Here is a 14,325-nt window from a genome sequence, read left to right as displayed (position 1 = left end):
GGACGCCGGACGGCCTCCGCGCCTGACGCCCACTGCGCGCCGTTCCACTAGGGACCGAGGGGCGCTGACACGGGCCCGTTGCCGGGGTTCGTGTCGGGGCGTGCGAAGTCGACCCGATGGCTCGGGTCGCCACCAGAAGTGTACGGGACCCGTGGGGTGCCGGGTGACGCCGTTGTCCACAACCGCGCACCCGCCCACAGCCGGGAGCGGCGGCACCGGCGCTCCGGGACGCTTTCCGCATGCGAGCGAACCGATGTGCACGCCTGTGTGCGCGCCTGATCCTGCTGCTGATCGTCACGGCGGCGGCCCTGCTGGCCCCGCCACCACCGCTGTTCGCGGCGGACGCGCCCCCCGCGGACGCGCCCCCCGCGGACGCCACCGTGCCGGCGATCGGCCGCACCTGGCCCGTCGGCTCGCGCCCCCGGGTCCTGCGGGGCTGGGAGCCCCCGGCTACGCCCTACGGCCCCGGCCATCGCGGGGTGGACCTGGCAGCGCCCGCGGGCACACCGGTTCGAGCGGTGACCGCGGGCCGCGTCTCCTTCGCGGGCCGGGTGGCCGGCAAGGGAGTCGTCTCGGTGGACCTCACGGGGACGGGCGATCCGCCCTTGCGCACGACGTACGAACCGGTGACGGCGACGGTCGAGGAGGGCGAGGAGGTGGAACCGGGCGAGGTGATCGGCACGGTGGACGCCAGCGGCTCACACTGCACGGCGGCCCCGTGCGTCCACTGGGGACTGCGGCGCGGCACGGTGTACTTGAACCCGCTGTCGCTGCTGCCGCCATGGCTCCTGCACACAGGCCCGTCGAGGCTGCTGCCGCTCGCCTGACTTTCCGCAGGTGGGCGTGCCCTGACTTTCCGCAGGTGGGCGTGCCCTTCGGGCCGACACGGGTTGCCCTGCCGGCAACCCCCGGCCGGCTGCGGGAGGGGTACTCCTAGCCCCGGACCCACCCCCGGCTACGGGACGGCGCCTCCTAGCCCCGGACCCCCCGCAGAGCCATGGAAACCGCCGCATCGACAATGGCGGCCGGTTCCTCCGCGGCTCCCAGCTCGATCCTCCGCACGGCCACGTCCACGACCCCCTGCAACAGCATCGCCGCCAGCCGGGGCTGCGCATGCCCCAGCTCGCCCAGCGCCTCGACGATCATCGCGACCAGTCCGCCGTGCGCCGCCCTGATCTTCTCCCGCGCTCCCGCGTCCAGCTCACTCGCGGAGATCGCGACCACGGCCCGGTGCCTCCGGTCCCCGACCAGCTCCAGTTGCTGCCGTACATACGCCTCGACCTTGGCCTCGGCCGTGCCGGCCCGCTCCATCGCCGCCGACACGTCCGCCGCCCAGACCGGGAAGTCGACCTCGCACAGCTCCTCGACCACGGCCGCCCGCGACCGGAAGTACTCGTAGACGGACGATCGCGCGAGGCCCGTCCGCTCGGCGAGGGCCGGGAAGGTCAGCGCCTCCGTACCGCCCTCGGACAACAAGGAACGAGCCGCGTCCAGCAGGGCGGCTCGCTGCATCGACCGGTGCTCGGCCACGGAGGCCGCTCGAATCCTTGGCACGTCAACACTCTACGGACGCGGCCCGCCGTGCGGGAGTGGTTGATGCCGAACCGAGGGCATCCGGCCTGGTCAGCGGCCGAAGCTCGCCAGCTTCGCTCTCAGCTGCAGCACCGACTTGGTGTGGATCTGGCTGACCCGGCTCTCGGTCACACCCAGCACGTTCCCGATCTCGGCCAGGGTAAGGCCCTCGTAGTAGTACAGCGTGACCACGGTCTTCTCCCGGTCGGGCAGCGTGTTGATCGCCCTGGCCAGGAACCTCCTGAGCTCCCGGTCCTCGGCGACCTCGACGGGGTTGTCGGCGGTGGTGTCCTCCAGCGTGTCCATGACGCTGAGCCCGTCGCCGCCCTCACCACTCCCGTGCAGCAGCTCCTCCAGGGCCACCACGTTGGCCAGCGACAACTGGCTGAAGACCGCGTGGAGTTCCTCGACGGCGATGCCCATCTCGGAGGCCACCTCGCCCTCGCTCGGGGTCCGCCGCAGCCGGGCCTCCAGCGTGGCGTACGCACGCTCGACGTTGCGCGCCTTCTGCCGCACCGAGCGGGGGATCCAGTCCAGCGCCCGGAGTTCGTCGATCATCGCGCCACGGATCCGGGTGATCGCGTACGTCTCGAACTTGATCTCGCGGTCGACGTCGAACTTCTCGATCGCGTCGATCAGTCCGAACACTCCGGACGAGACGAAGTCCGCCTGCTCGACGTTGGACGGCAGGCCCACGCTGACCCGTCCCGCGACGTACTTGACGAGCGGCGAGTAGTGCAGGATCAGCTGCTCCCGCAGCCGCTCGTCCCCCGTCGCCTTGTACGACCGCCACAGCTCGTCGAGCGTCGAGGGAGCGGGCGGCCGCACGCTGCCACCGTCACGGGCGGCTGGGGGGATCGCCGCCCGGTCGGACCCGGAGGTGTGCTGGGGCATTCGTCGCCTTGTGCCGTTCTGCTGCGGAGTGGTGCTGCTGAGATGAGCTGTCTGTCTGATGTCGAGTTGCCTGTCCGTGTCGGGATCCTCGTGAGCGTAGCGTGACTGCGGAGTCGCGGTGCGCGAAGGAAGGAGGCCAAGGCGGGCGCAGATGCGTTCCCGAGGACGTCCCGCCGGGGCGTGGCGGTGGCCCGGTGTGATCACCCGAAGGCTCAACTGGGCGCATTTCCAAGGGTTGTCGGGATTCCCCCGGACGGCCGAACGGGCACGGTCAGCCCGGCCCGCGGCCGTCGCGGACCGACATCACCGCCTGGCGTGTCAACTTCCAGCCGTCGCCGTGTCGTTCGACGTAACCGAGTGCTCGGAGTTCGTACAGTCTCGCGATCGCGTCGTCCTGTGCGGTCTGTGCGGAGCGAGCGATCTCGTCCGGTCGGGCCACCCCACGCCCGGGCAGTGCCGCGAGTACCTGCCGGGTGGCCGGTTCCAGCAGGTCCCGGGGCAGGACGGGACCGCGCCGGTCGGGGGCCAGCTCCCCGATCTCGCCGACCAGTTCGACGACGTCCGCGACGTCGGTGACCAGGACGGCCTCCCCGCGCAGCAGATCGTGCACGCCGGCGGAGAGCCCGCTGGTGGCGGGCCCCGGCACGCCCATCGTGTGCCGGCCGAGGCGCTGTGCCGCCCGCGCGGTGACCAGGGAGCCGCTGCGGTGGGCGGCCTCGACGACGACCGTGCCGCGGGTGAGTGCGGCGATCAGTCTGTTCCGCAGGATGAACCGGCTCGGTGTCGGGTGATCACCGGGTGGCAACTCGCCGATCACCAACCCCTGTTCGGCGATCCTGTTGATCAGCCGGGTGTGGCCGCGGGGGTAGGGCCGGTCGACGCCGCAGGCGAGGACGGCGACGGTGGCGCCGCCGGCTCCGAGCGCTCCGCGATGGGCGGCACCGTCGACTCCGTAGGCGCCGCCGGACACCACGACCCAGCCCTGCTCCGCGAGGCCGGCGGCGAGGGTCGCGGCCATGTGCGCCCCGTACTCGGTGCAGGCCCGGGCGCCGACCACGGCGACCGACCTCAGCGCCCACATCCGCAGACTGGGCCGCCCGCGCACCCACAGCCCCAGAGGCCGTGCATCCCCGAGATCGTCGAGCTGCCCCGGCCACTCGGCGTCCCCGGGAGACACGAACCGCACTCCGGCGTCCCGGGCGGCCTCCAGATCCCGTCGCGGCCGGGCGGCCTGTGCCCTGGCCACCAGCCCGGCCCACCGTGTCCCGCTCACACCCGGCAGCGGGGGCCCGCCCTTCGCGAGCCGCCGCACCACCTCCCCGATGCCGAGCTCCCGGACCCACCGCCCGCCGGCCTCGTCGCCGGGCTCGATGACCCGGGTGAGCAGGACCCGGCCCAGCAGCTCACCGCCCGGTTCACCGGTGACGCTCATGTCAGCGCCCCGATCGCCATGGGGACGCCTCGCGGCACTCCGGTGCGCAGCTGGAGCGCGAGGGCGACGTCCGTGGCGTCGGGTCGGTCGTGGCCGACGAGATCGGCGACGGTCCAGGCCACCCGCAGGACGCGATCGAGGCCGCGGACGGTGAGGACACCCCGCTCCAGGTTCCGCTCGGCCTCGTCCATCGCGCCCGGCACGGCGTACCAGCGGTCGCGCAGTTCGCGGCCCGGCACCTCGCTGTTCGTGCACCAGGGGGTGCCGGCGAGGCGGCCCGAGGCCCGTTCCCGGGCGGCCCTCACCCGGTCGGCGACCGTCGCGGTCGACTCGCCTCCGGCGCCGGAGGCGGTCAGCTGGGTGCGGGTGACGCGGTCCACCTCGACACGCAGGTCGACCCGGTCGAGCAGCGGGCCGGAGAGCCTGGCCTGATAGCGGCGGATGGCCGAGGGCGGGCACTCGCACAGGTCGTCTCGCTGTGAGAACCGGCCGCACGGGCAGGGATTGGCCGCGAGCACCATGAGGAACTTCGCGGGGAAGCGCACGACTCCCGCACTGCGCGCGATCACGACGTGCCCCGCCTCCAGCGGCTGCCGCAGCGCGTCCAGGACGTGACTGCTGAATTCCGGCGTCTCGTCCAGGAACAGCACCCCACGATGGGACAACGACACCGCGCCGGGCCGGGCGACGCCCGGGCCACCGCCGACGAGTGCCTGCATGGTGGCCGAGTGGTGCGGGGCGCAGTAGGGGGCGACGTCGATCAGCGGCTTGCCCGGGGGCAGCAGGCCCGCCACCGAGTGGACCGCGGTGACCTCCAGCGACTCCTGCCGGCCGAGCCGGGGCAGGACGGTCGGCAGCCGCTCGGCGAGCATCGTCTTCCCGGCGCCGGGCGGTCCTTCGAGGAAGAGATGGTGCCCGCCCGCCGCGGCCACCTCCACCGCTGTGCGCGCCGAGGTCTGCCCGACGACGTCGGCCAGGTCATGGCCGTGGTCGTGCTGGGCAGCGCCGACGCTGGACATGCCCGTGGCCGCGCCGGTCCCCGGCATGCGCAGCCCGGCGAGCAGGGGGTCCGGGCGGCCCTGCTCGTCCGGATCCTCGTCGGGCACCGGTTCGTCGGCCAGGATGGCGATCAGCTGCCGCAGGCTGCGGACGCCGAGCACCGACACGCCGGGCACGAGGGACGCCTCGACGGCGGCGCACTCCGGCACCACCACCTGCTCGTACCCGGCACCGGCCGCGGCCAGGACCGCCGGCAGCACTCCGCGCACCGGCCGCACCCGACCGTCCAGCCCGAGTTCGCCGATCATCACGATGTCGGCGAGGACGCGCGGGTCGATGCGCTCCGCCGCGCCGAGGACCGCCGCCGCGATGGCCAGGTCGAAACCGCTGCCGGACTTCGGCACGGAGGCCGGGCTGAGGCCGACGGTGAGCTTCTTCTGCGGCCAGGCCGCGCCCGAGTTGACGACCGCTGCGCGTACCCGGTCCCGGCTCTCCGTGAGGCTCTTGTCGGGCAGCCCCACCAGGGTGAAGGCCGCGACGCCCGGTTCCAGGTCCGCCTGGACCTCGACGACCACGCCCTCGACGCCCACCAGCGCGACCGAACACGTACGGGCGAATGCCATTCAGGCCACCCCCCGCACATGCTCGACCACGGCGGCGCCGCGGGCGGGCAGCAGCACGCCGACCAGGTCGATGCGGACTCCGCCGGGCGGTGCGCCTCCGTGGGCCTGGATCCACCGCTCGGCCAGGTCCCGCAGCCGCTCCGCCTTCTGGGGGGTCACGGCCGCCATCGGATGCTCGAAGGGGCCCTGCCTGCGGGTCTTCACCTCGCAGACGACCAGGACGTCCCCGTCCCTGGCCACGATGTCGATCTCGCCGGTCCGGCCGGAGCGCCAGTTGCGCTCCAGGATCGCCAGACCTGTCTCGGCCAGCCGCCGTGCGGCCAGGCTCTCCCCGTACTTGCCCAGGGCACTGCGTGCCAGATATGCGGTCATGTCGGCACCACCTCCGGTGCCAACGATCAGCCGCCCGCCGCCGCGAAGTGGATCTTGGTGGACAGCTCGGCGACTGTGGACAACCTCGTCACCCTTCGGGGTGGCCGGGTGGGCTTCACCCGCTCGGCAGCTCCAGGTCGCTCTTGTTCAGCTCCTCAATGTTCACGTCCTTGAACGTGAGGACCCGGACCTGCTTCACGAACCGGGCCGGCCGGTACATGTCCCACACCCAGGCATCCGCCATGGACACCTCGAAGAACACCTCACCCTGGACCGAGTGCACCTGCATCTCGTAGTCATTGGTCAGGTAGAAGCGCCGTTCGGTCTCGATCACGTATTTGAACAGACCGACGACATCGCGGTACTCCCGGTAGAGCTTCAGCTCCATCTCGGTCTCGTACTTTTCGAGGTCCTCGGCGCTCATGGCATGTTCCCCTTCAGCCGTGCGATCCCCCCATTGTGCGCCAGTCCCGTGAGCCCCTAGACGATTTCCGGGTCAAGGATCACAGGCCTGGCCGGGGGACCTTCGTCGAGCAGCGTGCGCAGCAGCCCGGCGAGTCTGGTCGGATACACCGTCTCATGTGCCCGGCTCAGTTCCGGACACGTCCACCAGCGCGCTCCGGCGACACTGCGCCGTTCCAGCTCGGTCAGCCCGGTGGCGGCCACCTCCGTACGGTCCGTGCGGGCCAGGTAGTACCACTCGTCCTGGTCCCAGCGGCGTCCGGCGAAGGGGAAGGAGCACCTGCGCCGCCACAGCACCGGGCCGAGCTCGACCTCGGTGATGCCCGTCTCCTCGGCGAGTTCCCGCAGGGCGGCCTGCTCACGGGTCTCGTCGCCCTCCACACCCCCGCCGGGGGTGAACCACCAGTCGTCGGCCGGATCGTCCGGCTCGTGCCCGTGGAGGAGCAGGATGCGGTCCTGCGGGTCGAGCAGCACGACCCGGGCGACCTTGCGCAGCCCGCCCGCGTAGGTGTCCTCGCCCGTTTCCGCGGCCTCAGCGGGCACCGGTGGGCTCCGCACTCCCCCGCCGGGCCCGGGCCGCGCCCGCGCGCTTGGCGACGGGCCCGTAGGCGCCTCCGCCCAGGACGAGCACGGCGCCGGCGATCACAAGGAGGGTGATCGTCCGCAGCGGGCCGGGTGAGGAGAGGGTGCTGAGCGCCTCGAAGCCGGTGGGGCGCTCCAGCATGCCCTTCATGGGCCAGACGACGGCGTCGACGCGTGCGTCCACGGCGGTACGCGCCACCGTGCCGCTGGCGGCGTCGGTCAGGTGGGCGGTGGAGTCCACGGAGTTGCCACGCTCGTCGCCGAGCAGGAAGAGGCGGCCCTTGGGGACGGTCACGGTCGGGAAGTTGCTCATCTCGGCCGGTGTGCCCTTGGGCAGGTACGTTTCGTCGATTTCCTTGCCGTTGACCTTGAGCCTGCCGTCCTGGCAGCAGGAGACCGTGTCTCCGCCGACGGCGACCACGCGCTTGACCATGGGCGCGTTGGCCCAGGTCGCGTCCTTGAAGACGACGACGTCGCCGCGGCGCACCTCGCCGCCGTCGACGCGCTGCGCCAGGATCCTGTCGCCCGCGTCGATCGTCGGTGTCATCGAACTGGTGGGGACGGTGTACGGCCGGTAGACCACCGCTCCCCAGGCGAATCCGCCGAGGAACAGCACAAGGCCCAGTGCGACGGCCAGTCCGGACAACCGCTGTCCGGTCCGGCTGCCCACCGGGCCCGTCCCTGAGCCGCCGCTGCGCGGGGCCGTGTGCGTCATGCTCTCGCCACCCATGGGTCCGCACCCTACCGGGGGGTACCGGCCAGGGTCAGCCCATGGCCGGGATCACTGCTTCCGGCGACGCCAGAGCACCACCGGCACCACACCGAGGAGCGCGATCCCCTGCGGCGCGACCGGCAGGCCCGCCGCGTTCGGCTGGGCGTTCAGACCGGACTGGTCGAAGGTGTCCGGCACCGGCAGGGTGCCCCAGCGGTTGATCGGCCAGGCGACGACGACGGCGCGTCCGACGACGTCCTTCACCGGAACCATGCCGTGGTTCTTGTCGGACTGGTTGTAGCGGGAGTCCCGCGAGTTCTGCCGGTGGTCGCCCATGACCCAGATGTAGCCCTCGGGGAGCTTCACCTTGAACTGGCCGCCCTGGTCGTCGGCGCTGCACGGCGTGTTGCCCGCGTAGACGTAGGAGCGCTCGTCCAGTGCCTTGCCGTTCACCGTGAGCGGGCCGGTGCCCTTGCACTCGATGGTGTCACCGCCGACACCGATGACACGCTTGATGAGGTCCTTCTCCTCCGCGGACGGCATGAGGCCGATCCAGCTGAGGAAGGTCTGCAGGGCGTTCGGGTCCGTGGTCGGCTCACCGGCCAGCCAGTTGTCCGGGTCGTGGAAGACCACGACCTCGCCGCGCTCGGGCTCGGAGCCGAACCAGGGGGTGAGTTTGTCGACCAGGACGCGGTCACCCTGCTGGAGGGTGTTCTGCATCGAGTCGGAGGGGATGGAGAAGGCCTGCACCAGGAAGGTCTTGATCAGCAGCGCCAGCACCAGCGCGATACCGATCAGAATGGGCAGCTCCTTCCAGAAGGAGCGCGGCTTCTTCGGTGTCCGGGTCGGTCCGCCCGGCCCCTCGTCATCGGCTGTCGTGTGTTCGCCCGTCACCCTGCCGTCCTCGGCTGCCCCGGAGTCACTCCCGGAGGTCACGGCGCTGTCCGCGGCCGGGACGGCGGATTCCGCGGGGTGTCCGCGATGCTCCTCGCCGTCGTGTCCGGACCGTGCGCCAACCGCCACATCCCCCACGCCAACTCCTCACTCTGTGCCGCCGCCTGCCCCACACACGGCGCAGGCCCACCACTCCCATAACGAGCGGGAGTTCCGCAGGGGTCGGGAGCTGGATCGTTCCGTTCGAATCGTAAGGGGCAACCCTATGCGACAGTCCGGGAGCGGCGGTCGACCCGGGGGCCGAGTCGGACACGGAGGCGTACGTATTCGGTTCCTCCAGCATGTTCCAGTGCCCGAAGGGCCAGGCGATGACCATGGCGCGGCCCACCACCTCGTCCTCGGAGACGGTGCCCCCGTAGTCGGTGTCCTGGTGGGCGCGGGAGTCCGCGGAGTTGTTCCGGTGGTCGCCCATCACCCACAGCCGCCCCTGGGGGACGGTGATGTCGAACGGCGTGTCGGACGGGGCGATGCCGGGATACAGGTAGTCCTCGACCAGCGGGACGCCGTTGACGGTCACGCGCCCCTGCGTGTCGCAGCACTGGACGCGGTCGCCGCCGACGCCGACGACCCGCTTGATGAGGTCCTTCTCGTTCTCGGACGGCAGCAGGCCGATGAAGGTGAGCCCTTCCTTGACCTGCTTGATGACGACGGGGTCGGCCTTCTGCGTGGTGGGCTGCTCGTCCTGGAGCCAGCCGCCGGGGTCCTTGAAGACGACGACGTCCCCGCGCTGCGGCTTCGAGCCGAACCACGGGGTGAGTTTGTCGACCAGGACGCGGTCGCCGATCTGGATCGTCTGCTCCATGGAGCCGGACGGGATGACGAAGGCCTGCACGAGGAACGTCTTCAGCACGAGCGCTATCAGGACGGCCACGCCCACGAGGAGCGGTATCTCCTTGACGGCACCGCGCCTGCGGCGCCGCTTGACCTTGCGCTGGAGCTTGCGCCGCTCGGCGCGTGTCCGGCCACTGGAGGCGCCGGCGGCGCGCCGGGCGCCGGTGGGCAGCAGGTTCTCCGCTGGGCTCGCGGGGACGCCACGCGGTTTGCCGCGGTTACCCATGGGCGCCCGCCCTTCCGGCGGCGGGCACGCGCGCGTAGGCGTCGGGGCGGTGCAGCCGGGTGGCGTGGCCGAAGGGCCAGATGATCCAGTCGGCGCGTCCGATGACGTCGTCGACGGGGATCATGCCGCCGCCCGGCGAGCCGAGGTGGTCGCGGGAGTCGCTGGAGTGGCTGCGGTGGTCGCCGAGGACGAACAGGGTGCCGCCGGGCACGACGACGTCGAAGGGCACGGCGGACGGACTGTCGCCGGGATACAGGAAGCCCGACTCGTCAACCGGCCGGCCGTTCACCTGGATCCTCCCCTCCCTGTCGCAGCAGACCACGCGGTCTCCCCCCACACCGGCAACGCGTTTGATGTAGTCCGCGTGCCCGAAGTACCCGGTCCCGTCGAACACGACGATGTCTCCCCGCTGCGGCACGGCACCGAAACGGTACGCCAACTTATTTACGAGAACCCGGTCCCCGATCCTCAATCCCTGCTCCATGGATCCGCTGGGGATCTGGAACGGGCGCAGCACGAACGTGCTGAGCAGCAGCAGGAAAAGCAGACAGACGAGCAGGGTGAGAGTGATCCGGCCGCCCGGGATCCAGGCACTGACACGCGACACCAACGCGAAACGCGACCGGTCCTCCGACCCTGCGGCCTCCGAGGTGGTTCCCTCGGATGCGGAAGGGCGGGAGGAGCGGTCGCGCTCCGTCGGCTGTGCTTCGGTGTCCATCGGAGCCAGATGCTATCCGGCCCCGGCGTGAACCCCGGAGAGCGCTCAGTTCTCGCGCTTCTCCTTGATCTTCGCGGCCTTGCCGCGAAGCTCGCGCAGGTAGTAAAGCTTGGCGCGGCGGACATCACCCTTGGTGACGAGCTCGATCTTCTCCACGATCGGGGTGTGCACCGGGAAGGTGCGCTCGACGCCGACGGAGAAGGAGACCTTGCGGACCGTGAAGGACTCGCGCACGCCGGATCCCTGGCGGCGGATCACGACGCCCTTGAACTGCTGCACACGGGAGCGATTGCCCTCGATGACGCGGACGTGGACGTTGACCGTGTCGCCCGGGCGGAAGGCGGGGACGTCGCTGCGCAGCGACGCGGAGTCGACGGTGTCGAGCAGGTGAGACATTTCGTCTGCTTTCCTCGCTGATGCCACAGGTCATCAACGGAAACTAGGTGTTTCGGGATCAGGTGTGTGCGGTCGGGGCGGACGTCGTCTCCCCCTGTGGCAGGGGCGCACGCCGGACGGACGCACAACAGCTGGCTATTCTTCCACGCCGTCGGTCCTGCGCCAAAATCGGCCGTACGGCTCCCCCGCCGGGTCGGGTGCCCAGCCGAGGATGGAGAGCATCTCGCGGTCCTTCTTGTCGAAGGCCTCGGGGTCGCACCGCTCGATGAGGTCGGGCCGGTGGGCGGTGGTGCGCTTGAGGGCCTCGTCGCGGCGCCAGCGGGCGATCTTCCCGTGGTGGCCGCTGAGCAGCACGTCGGGGATGTCCCGGCCGCGCCACTCGGGCGGCTTGGTGTAGACGGGCCCCTCCAGCAGGCTCGCCATCGCGCCGGGCGCGAAGGAGTCGTCCCGGTGGGACTCGGCGTTGCCCAGGACCCCGGGCAGCAGCCGCGCCACGGCCTCCGTGACGACGAGGACGGCCGCCTCGCCGCCGGCCAGCACGTAGTCGCCGATGGACACCTCGTAGACCGGCATCCGTGTCGCGTACTCGTCGACGACGCGGCGGTCGATGCCCTCGTAGCGGGCCGGCGTGAAGATCAGCCAGGGGCGCTCGGAGAGGTGGACGGCGAGTTCCTGGGTGAAGGGGCGGCCGCTGGGCGTGGGCACGATGAGGGCGGGCGCCCGGGAGCCCGTCTCGTAGCCGTCGGCCAGGACGGAGTCCAGCGCGTCCCCCCATGGCCCGGTCTTCATGACCATGCCGGGCCCGCCGCCGTACGGGGTGTCGTCGACGGTGTTGTGGCGGTCGTAGGTCCACGCGCGCAGGTCGTGGACGTGCACGTCCAGCTGTCCCCGCGCGCGCGCCTTGCCGACGAGGGAGACGTTCAGCGGTTCCAGGTACTCGGGGAAGATCGTGACGACGTCGAGGCGCATCTACGGCTCTTCCCGGCTGGACGCGATCTCGGCACGGTCGTCGATCAGGCCGGGCGGCGGGGTGATGACGGCCCTCTGCTCCTCCAGGTCGATCTCGGTGACGATCTCCTCGACGAAGGGGATCAGCACCTCACCGCCGTCGGGGCGCTCCACGATGAACAGGTCCTGCGAGGGCAGGTGGGAGATCTCCGTGATCCGGCCGACCTCGGTGCCGTCCGCGGTGACCACGTCGAGGTCGATGAGCTGGTGGTCGTAGTACTCGTCGTCGTCCTCGGGGCGTTCCTCGGGATCGACCTCGGCGATCAGGAGCGTGTTGCGCAGAGCCTCGGCGCCGCTGCGGTCGCTGACGCCCTCGAAGCGCAGCAGGAGGCGGCCGCTGTGGACGCGGCCCGTCTCGATGGTGAGCGGTCCCGTGGTGGCGGGATCGGTGGCGAGCACGGCACCGGGGGCGAGCCTCAGCTCCGGCTCGTCGGTCCGTACCTCGACGGTGACCTCACCCTTGATGCCATGGGCACGGCCGATCCGTGCGACTACCAGCTGCACGTGTCCAAGTCTCCTGTCATACAGCGACGGGCCGGGGACGGCCCTCAGGCCCTCCCCGGCCCGAGCCGGTTGCGATAAGCGTCAGCGGACGTGATCCACGTCGACGAGGTCGACGCGGACTCCGCGACCGCCGATGGCGCCCACGACGGTACGCAGGGCGCGTGCGGTGCGGCCGTTGCGGCCGATCACCTTGCCGAGGTCGTCCGGGTGGACCCGGACCTCGAGCACGCGACCGCGGCGCAGGTCGCGCGAGGCGACCTGCACATCGTCAGGGTTGTCGACGATGCCCTTCACGAGGTGCTCGAGAGCCTCCTCGAGCATGCTCAGGCCTCGGTCGAAGCGGACTCAGCGGCGGCGTCGTCCTTCTTCTCAGCCTTCTTCTTCTGGGTGATCGCCTCACCCTTGCCCTCGTCGTCGCCGCCGATGGCCTCGAACGACGGACGCGCGGCCTTCTCCGGCTGCGTCAGCAGCGGAGCCGGGGCGGGCTCGCCCTTGAACTTCTGCCAGTCGCCGGTCTTCTTGAGGATGGCCATCACGGGCTCGGTCGGCTGCGCGCCGACACCGAGCCAGTACGCCACACGCTCGGCGTCGACCTCCATCACCGACGGGTTGTACGTCGGGTGGTACTTGCCGATCTCCTCGATGGCCCGGCCGTCACGGCGGGTACGGGAGTCGGCGACGACGATGCGGTAGTGAGGCGAACGGATCTTGCCCAGACGCTTCAGCTTGATCTTGACTGCCACGGGAGTGGGTTCTCCTGGTTTTGACGTGGTTGGGCACGGCGGAGATGCCGCGTGGGGTTGCGGTACCCGAGTGCCCGATGGACGCGTCAGCCGGAGGCGAGAGGGTTCCTGTGCGGCTGTCGAGTACAGCTAGCCATTGTGCCACACCCCGGGGGCCGCTCCGGGCCGGGGGCCTGCTCCGGTGCGCGGGCATGCCGACGGCGCACCCGGCGTGGTGGTGAGGCACGACGGGTGCGCGACACGGCTCGAGCCCTGCGCCGACGACCGGCAGCCACGAGATGCCGGTGGAGGGCCTCAGCTCGCTACCGCTCCGACGACGTCCGGGATCCGGAACGGCTTGCCGCAGCCGCCGCAGACGATCGGGGCCTGGGCGAGGACCGACGGGACGACCCGCACGTTGCGGCCGCAGTCGCACACCGCCTTGACGCGGACGCCGCCGCCGGAGGAGCCGTGCCGGGCGGCCGGCCCTCGGAAGGTGCGGGAGGTGTCGGAGGAGGTCGCGGCGGTGTGCGCCTTCAGGGCGCGCTGGAGACGCTCCATCGTCGGGCGGTAGCGCCGCTTCGCCTCGGGGGTGAGCGTGACCAGGGAGAAGCCGCTGCTGGGGTGCGGTTCCTCGGGGTGGTCCAGGCCCAGCTCCTCGGCGATCGCGAGGAATCTGCGGTTGTGGTAGCGGCCGGCACGGGAGGTGTCGCGGACGCCGCGCGAGGCGGCGATGCCATGGACTGCCTCATGGAGCAGTCGCTCGAAGGAGAGTTCGTGACCGCACGCGGACGACGACTCCCCGATCAGGGACTCTGGCGCGGCAAGGTCGGGCAGCTCGGGGTGGTACCGCTGAATGTCGGCCCACGCCTGTGCCAGCTCTGCGGCGAGAACAGGTGGTGTCTGTGTCGTGCTCACGTAATGACAACGAGCCGGGGTGCCTCAGTGTTCCGATTCCGGGCCATCCCAAATAATTTGCACGTACCCGTCAGTTGCCTCTGATGCGTCCCGACGAGGGCGGGTGCGCTGATCTGTGGAGAAGCCACGCAGCTCACCACAAGGTGGTGCGTAGTCCCGCGTACGCCCGCCCGTCTCCCGCACCGCCCTCAGACGAGGCCCTTCGGGCCGCCCGCCGCATCGGCGCGTAGTGGACATCCGCACGCCGGGGCACCAGCGGCGCGGGACGCAAGAGGGGTTTCGGCCGCCTTGCGCCTCACGCGGTCAGCGCGTGCGACACATCAGCAAGCGGGTGCGACGACCGCGACGTTACCGGGGATGTCGTCGGCGTCCGGCACCGCCCCGCCCTCGGCGACCGGAC

The 14,325-nt window shown here is 71.2% G+C and carries 18 protein-coding genes; 1 reads left to right on the top strand and 17 read right to left on the bottom strand.

Annotated features, from left to right (window positions below):
- Window positions 1–239: 239 nt before the first annotated feature.
- On the top strand, window positions 240–827 hold the full coding sequence (locus ACFY9S_RS24090) for a peptidoglycan DD-metalloendopeptidase family protein (protein ID WP_391131814.1): 588 nt from the start codon (window positions 240–242) through the stop codon (window positions 825–827).
- A 145-nt stretch (window positions 828–972) separates the two neighbouring features.
- Here ACFY9S_RS24090 and ACFY9S_RS24085 read toward each other — a convergent pair whose 3' ends face one another.
- From ACFY9S_RS24085 to ACFY9S_RS24005, 17 genes are all read right to left on the bottom strand, one after another.
- A complete protein-coding gene (locus ACFY9S_RS24085; protein WP_391131982.1) occupies window positions 973–1,530 on the bottom strand; it encodes a TetR family transcriptional regulator in 558 nt (185 codons plus the stop codon).
- Between the two features lie 93 nt (window positions 1,531–1,623).
- Entirely contained in the window at window positions 1,624–2,466 is an 843-nt protein-coding gene (gene whiG, locus ACFY9S_RS24080) for an RNA polymerase sigma factor WhiG (protein WP_102907147.1), read from the bottom strand.
- 271 nt (window positions 2,467–2,737) lie between these two features.
- Window positions 2,738–3,898, bottom strand: coding sequence for a DNA-processing protein DprA (gene dprA, locus ACFY9S_RS24075; RefSeq protein WP_391131812.1), 1,161 nt, complete (start codon window positions 3,896–3,898; stop codon window positions 2,738–2,740).
- Window positions 3,895–5,520 carry an ATP-binding protein gene (locus ACFY9S_RS24070; RefSeq protein WP_391131810.1) on the bottom strand — a complete coding sequence of 542 codons (1,626 nt, stop codon included), beginning with the start codon at window positions 5,518–5,520 and terminating at the stop codon, window positions 3,895–3,897. The genes dprA and ACFY9S_RS24070 overlap by 4 nt, the downstream gene beginning before the upstream one ends.
- A complete protein-coding gene (locus ACFY9S_RS24065) occupies window positions 5,521–5,922 on the bottom strand; it encodes a YraN family protein (RefSeq protein WP_391131980.1) in 402 nt (133 codons plus the stop codon).
- 85 nt (window positions 5,923–6,007) lie between these two features.
- Window positions 6,008–6,316 carry a DUF2469 domain-containing protein gene (locus ACFY9S_RS24060; RefSeq protein WP_003993268.1) on the bottom strand — a complete coding sequence of 103 codons (309 nt, stop codon included), beginning with the start codon at window positions 6,314–6,316 and terminating at the stop codon, window positions 6,008–6,010.
- 56 nt (window positions 6,317–6,372) lie between these two features.
- Window positions 6,373–6,897 (bottom strand): NUDIX domain-containing protein, encoded by a 525-nt coding sequence (locus ACFY9S_RS24055; protein WP_391131808.1) that lies wholly within the window; start codon window positions 6,895–6,897, stop codon window positions 6,373–6,375.
- Complete coding sequence (gene lepB, locus ACFY9S_RS24050) at window positions 6,887–7,666, bottom strand: signal peptidase I (RefSeq protein WP_391131806.1); 780 nt, start codon at window positions 7,664–7,666, stop codon at window positions 6,887–6,889. Before lepB (ACFY9S_RS24050) ends, ACFY9S_RS24055 begins: the two co-directional genes overlap by 11 nt.
- Before the next feature lie 51 nt (window positions 7,667–7,717).
- Window positions 7,718–8,680: a signal peptidase I gene (lepB, locus tag ACFY9S_RS24045; protein WP_391131804.1), complete on the bottom strand. Its 963-nt coding sequence runs from the start codon at window positions 8,678–8,680 to the stop codon at window positions 7,718–7,720.
- A complete protein-coding gene (gene lepB, locus ACFY9S_RS24040; protein WP_391131802.1) occupies window positions 8,568–9,659 on the bottom strand; it encodes a signal peptidase I in 1,092 nt (363 codons plus the stop codon). The genes lepB (ACFY9S_RS24045) and lepB (ACFY9S_RS24040) overlap by 113 nt, the downstream gene beginning before the upstream one ends.
- Window positions 9,652–10,377, bottom strand: a complete 726-nt coding sequence (lepB, locus tag ACFY9S_RS24035; protein ID WP_391131800.1) for a signal peptidase I — start codon at window positions 10,375–10,377, stop codon at window positions 9,652–9,654. The genes lepB (ACFY9S_RS24040) and lepB (ACFY9S_RS24035) overlap by 8 nt, the downstream gene beginning before the upstream one ends.
- Before the next feature lie 45 nt (window positions 10,378–10,422).
- A complete protein-coding gene (gene rplS, locus ACFY9S_RS24030) occupies window positions 10,423–10,773 on the bottom strand; it encodes a 50S ribosomal protein L19 (protein WP_184988735.1) in 351 nt (116 codons plus the stop codon).
- 135 nt (window positions 10,774–10,908) lie between these two features.
- Window positions 10,909–11,742 carry a tRNA (guanosine(37)-N1)-methyltransferase TrmD gene (gene trmD, locus ACFY9S_RS24025; RefSeq protein WP_391131798.1) on the bottom strand — a complete coding sequence of 278 codons (834 nt, stop codon included), beginning with the start codon at window positions 11,740–11,742 and terminating at the stop codon, window positions 10,909–10,911.
- Window positions 11,743–12,285 (bottom strand): ribosome maturation factor RimM, encoded by a 543-nt coding sequence (gene rimM / locus ACFY9S_RS24020; RefSeq protein ID WP_391131796.1) that lies wholly within the window; start codon window positions 12,283–12,285, stop codon window positions 11,743–11,745. It lies immediately after the preceding gene.
- An 81-nt stretch (window positions 12,286–12,366) separates the two neighbouring features.
- Window positions 12,367–12,606 carry an RNA-binding protein gene (locus ACFY9S_RS24015; RefSeq protein ID WP_005479813.1) on the bottom strand — a complete coding sequence of 80 codons (240 nt, stop codon included), beginning with the start codon at window positions 12,604–12,606 and terminating at the stop codon, window positions 12,367–12,369.
- Window positions 12,607–12,608: 2 nt separating this feature from the next.
- Entirely contained in the window at window positions 12,609–13,028 is a 420-nt protein-coding gene (gene rpsP / locus ACFY9S_RS24010; RefSeq protein WP_102907158.1) for a 30S ribosomal protein S16, read from the bottom strand.
- Between the two features lie 294 nt (window positions 13,029–13,322).
- Window positions 13,323–13,925: a hypothetical protein gene (locus ACFY9S_RS24005; protein WP_031107038.1), complete on the bottom strand. Its 603-nt coding sequence runs from the start codon at window positions 13,923–13,925 to the stop codon at window positions 13,323–13,325.
- Window positions 13,926–14,325 lie beyond the last annotated feature (400 nt).

This window comes from Streptomyces sp. NPDC012474 (assembly GCF_042955185.1).
GTDB lineage: Bacteria > Actinomycetota > Actinomycetes > Streptomycetales > Streptomycetaceae > Streptomyces > Streptomyces cahuitamycinicus.
This window is presented reverse-complemented; position numbering and strand designations above follow the sequence as displayed.

Bases quoted from the DNA above. Each gene is read 5' to 3' on its own strand.
- ACFY9S_RS24090 (WP_391131814.1), top strand. From the start codon at position 240: ATGCGAGCGAACCGATGTGCACGCCTGTGTGCGCGCCTGATCCTGCTG.
- whiG (WP_102907147.1), bottom strand. From the start codon at position 2,466: ATGCCCCAGCACACCTCCGGGTCCGACCGGGCGGCGATCCCCCCAGCC.
- dprA (WP_391131812.1), bottom strand. From the start codon at position 3,898: ATGAGCGTCACCGGTGAACCGGGCGGTGAGCTGCTGGGCCGGGTCCTG.
- ACFY9S_RS24070 (WP_391131810.1), bottom strand. From the start codon at position 5,520: ATGGCATTCGCCCGTACGTGTTCGGTCGCGCTGGTGGGCGTCGAGGGC.
- ACFY9S_RS24060 (WP_003993268.1), bottom strand. From the start codon at position 6,316: ATGAGCGCCGAGGACCTCGAAAAGTACGAGACCGAGATGGAGCTGAAG.
- lepB (WP_391131806.1), bottom strand. From the start codon at position 7,666: ATGGGTGGCGAGAGCATGACGCACACGGCCCCGCGCAGCGGCGGCTCA.
- lepB (WP_391131802.1), bottom strand. From the start codon at position 9,659: ATGGGTAACCGCGGCAAACCGCGTGGCGTCCCCGCGAGCCCAGCGGAG.
- lepB (WP_391131800.1), bottom strand. From the start codon at position 10,377: ATGGACACCGAAGCACAGCCGACGGAGCGCGACCGCTCCTCCCGCCCT.
- rplS (WP_184988735.1), bottom strand. From the start codon at position 10,773: ATGTCTCACCTGCTCGACACCGTCGACTCCGCGTCGCTGCGCAGCGAC.
- trmD (WP_391131798.1), bottom strand. From the start codon at position 11,742: ATGCGCCTCGACGTCGTCACGATCTTCCCCGAGTACCTGGAACCGCTG.
- ACFY9S_RS24015 (WP_005479813.1), bottom strand. From the start codon at position 12,606: ATGCTCGAGGAGGCTCTCGAGCACCTCGTGAAGGGCATCGTCGACAAC.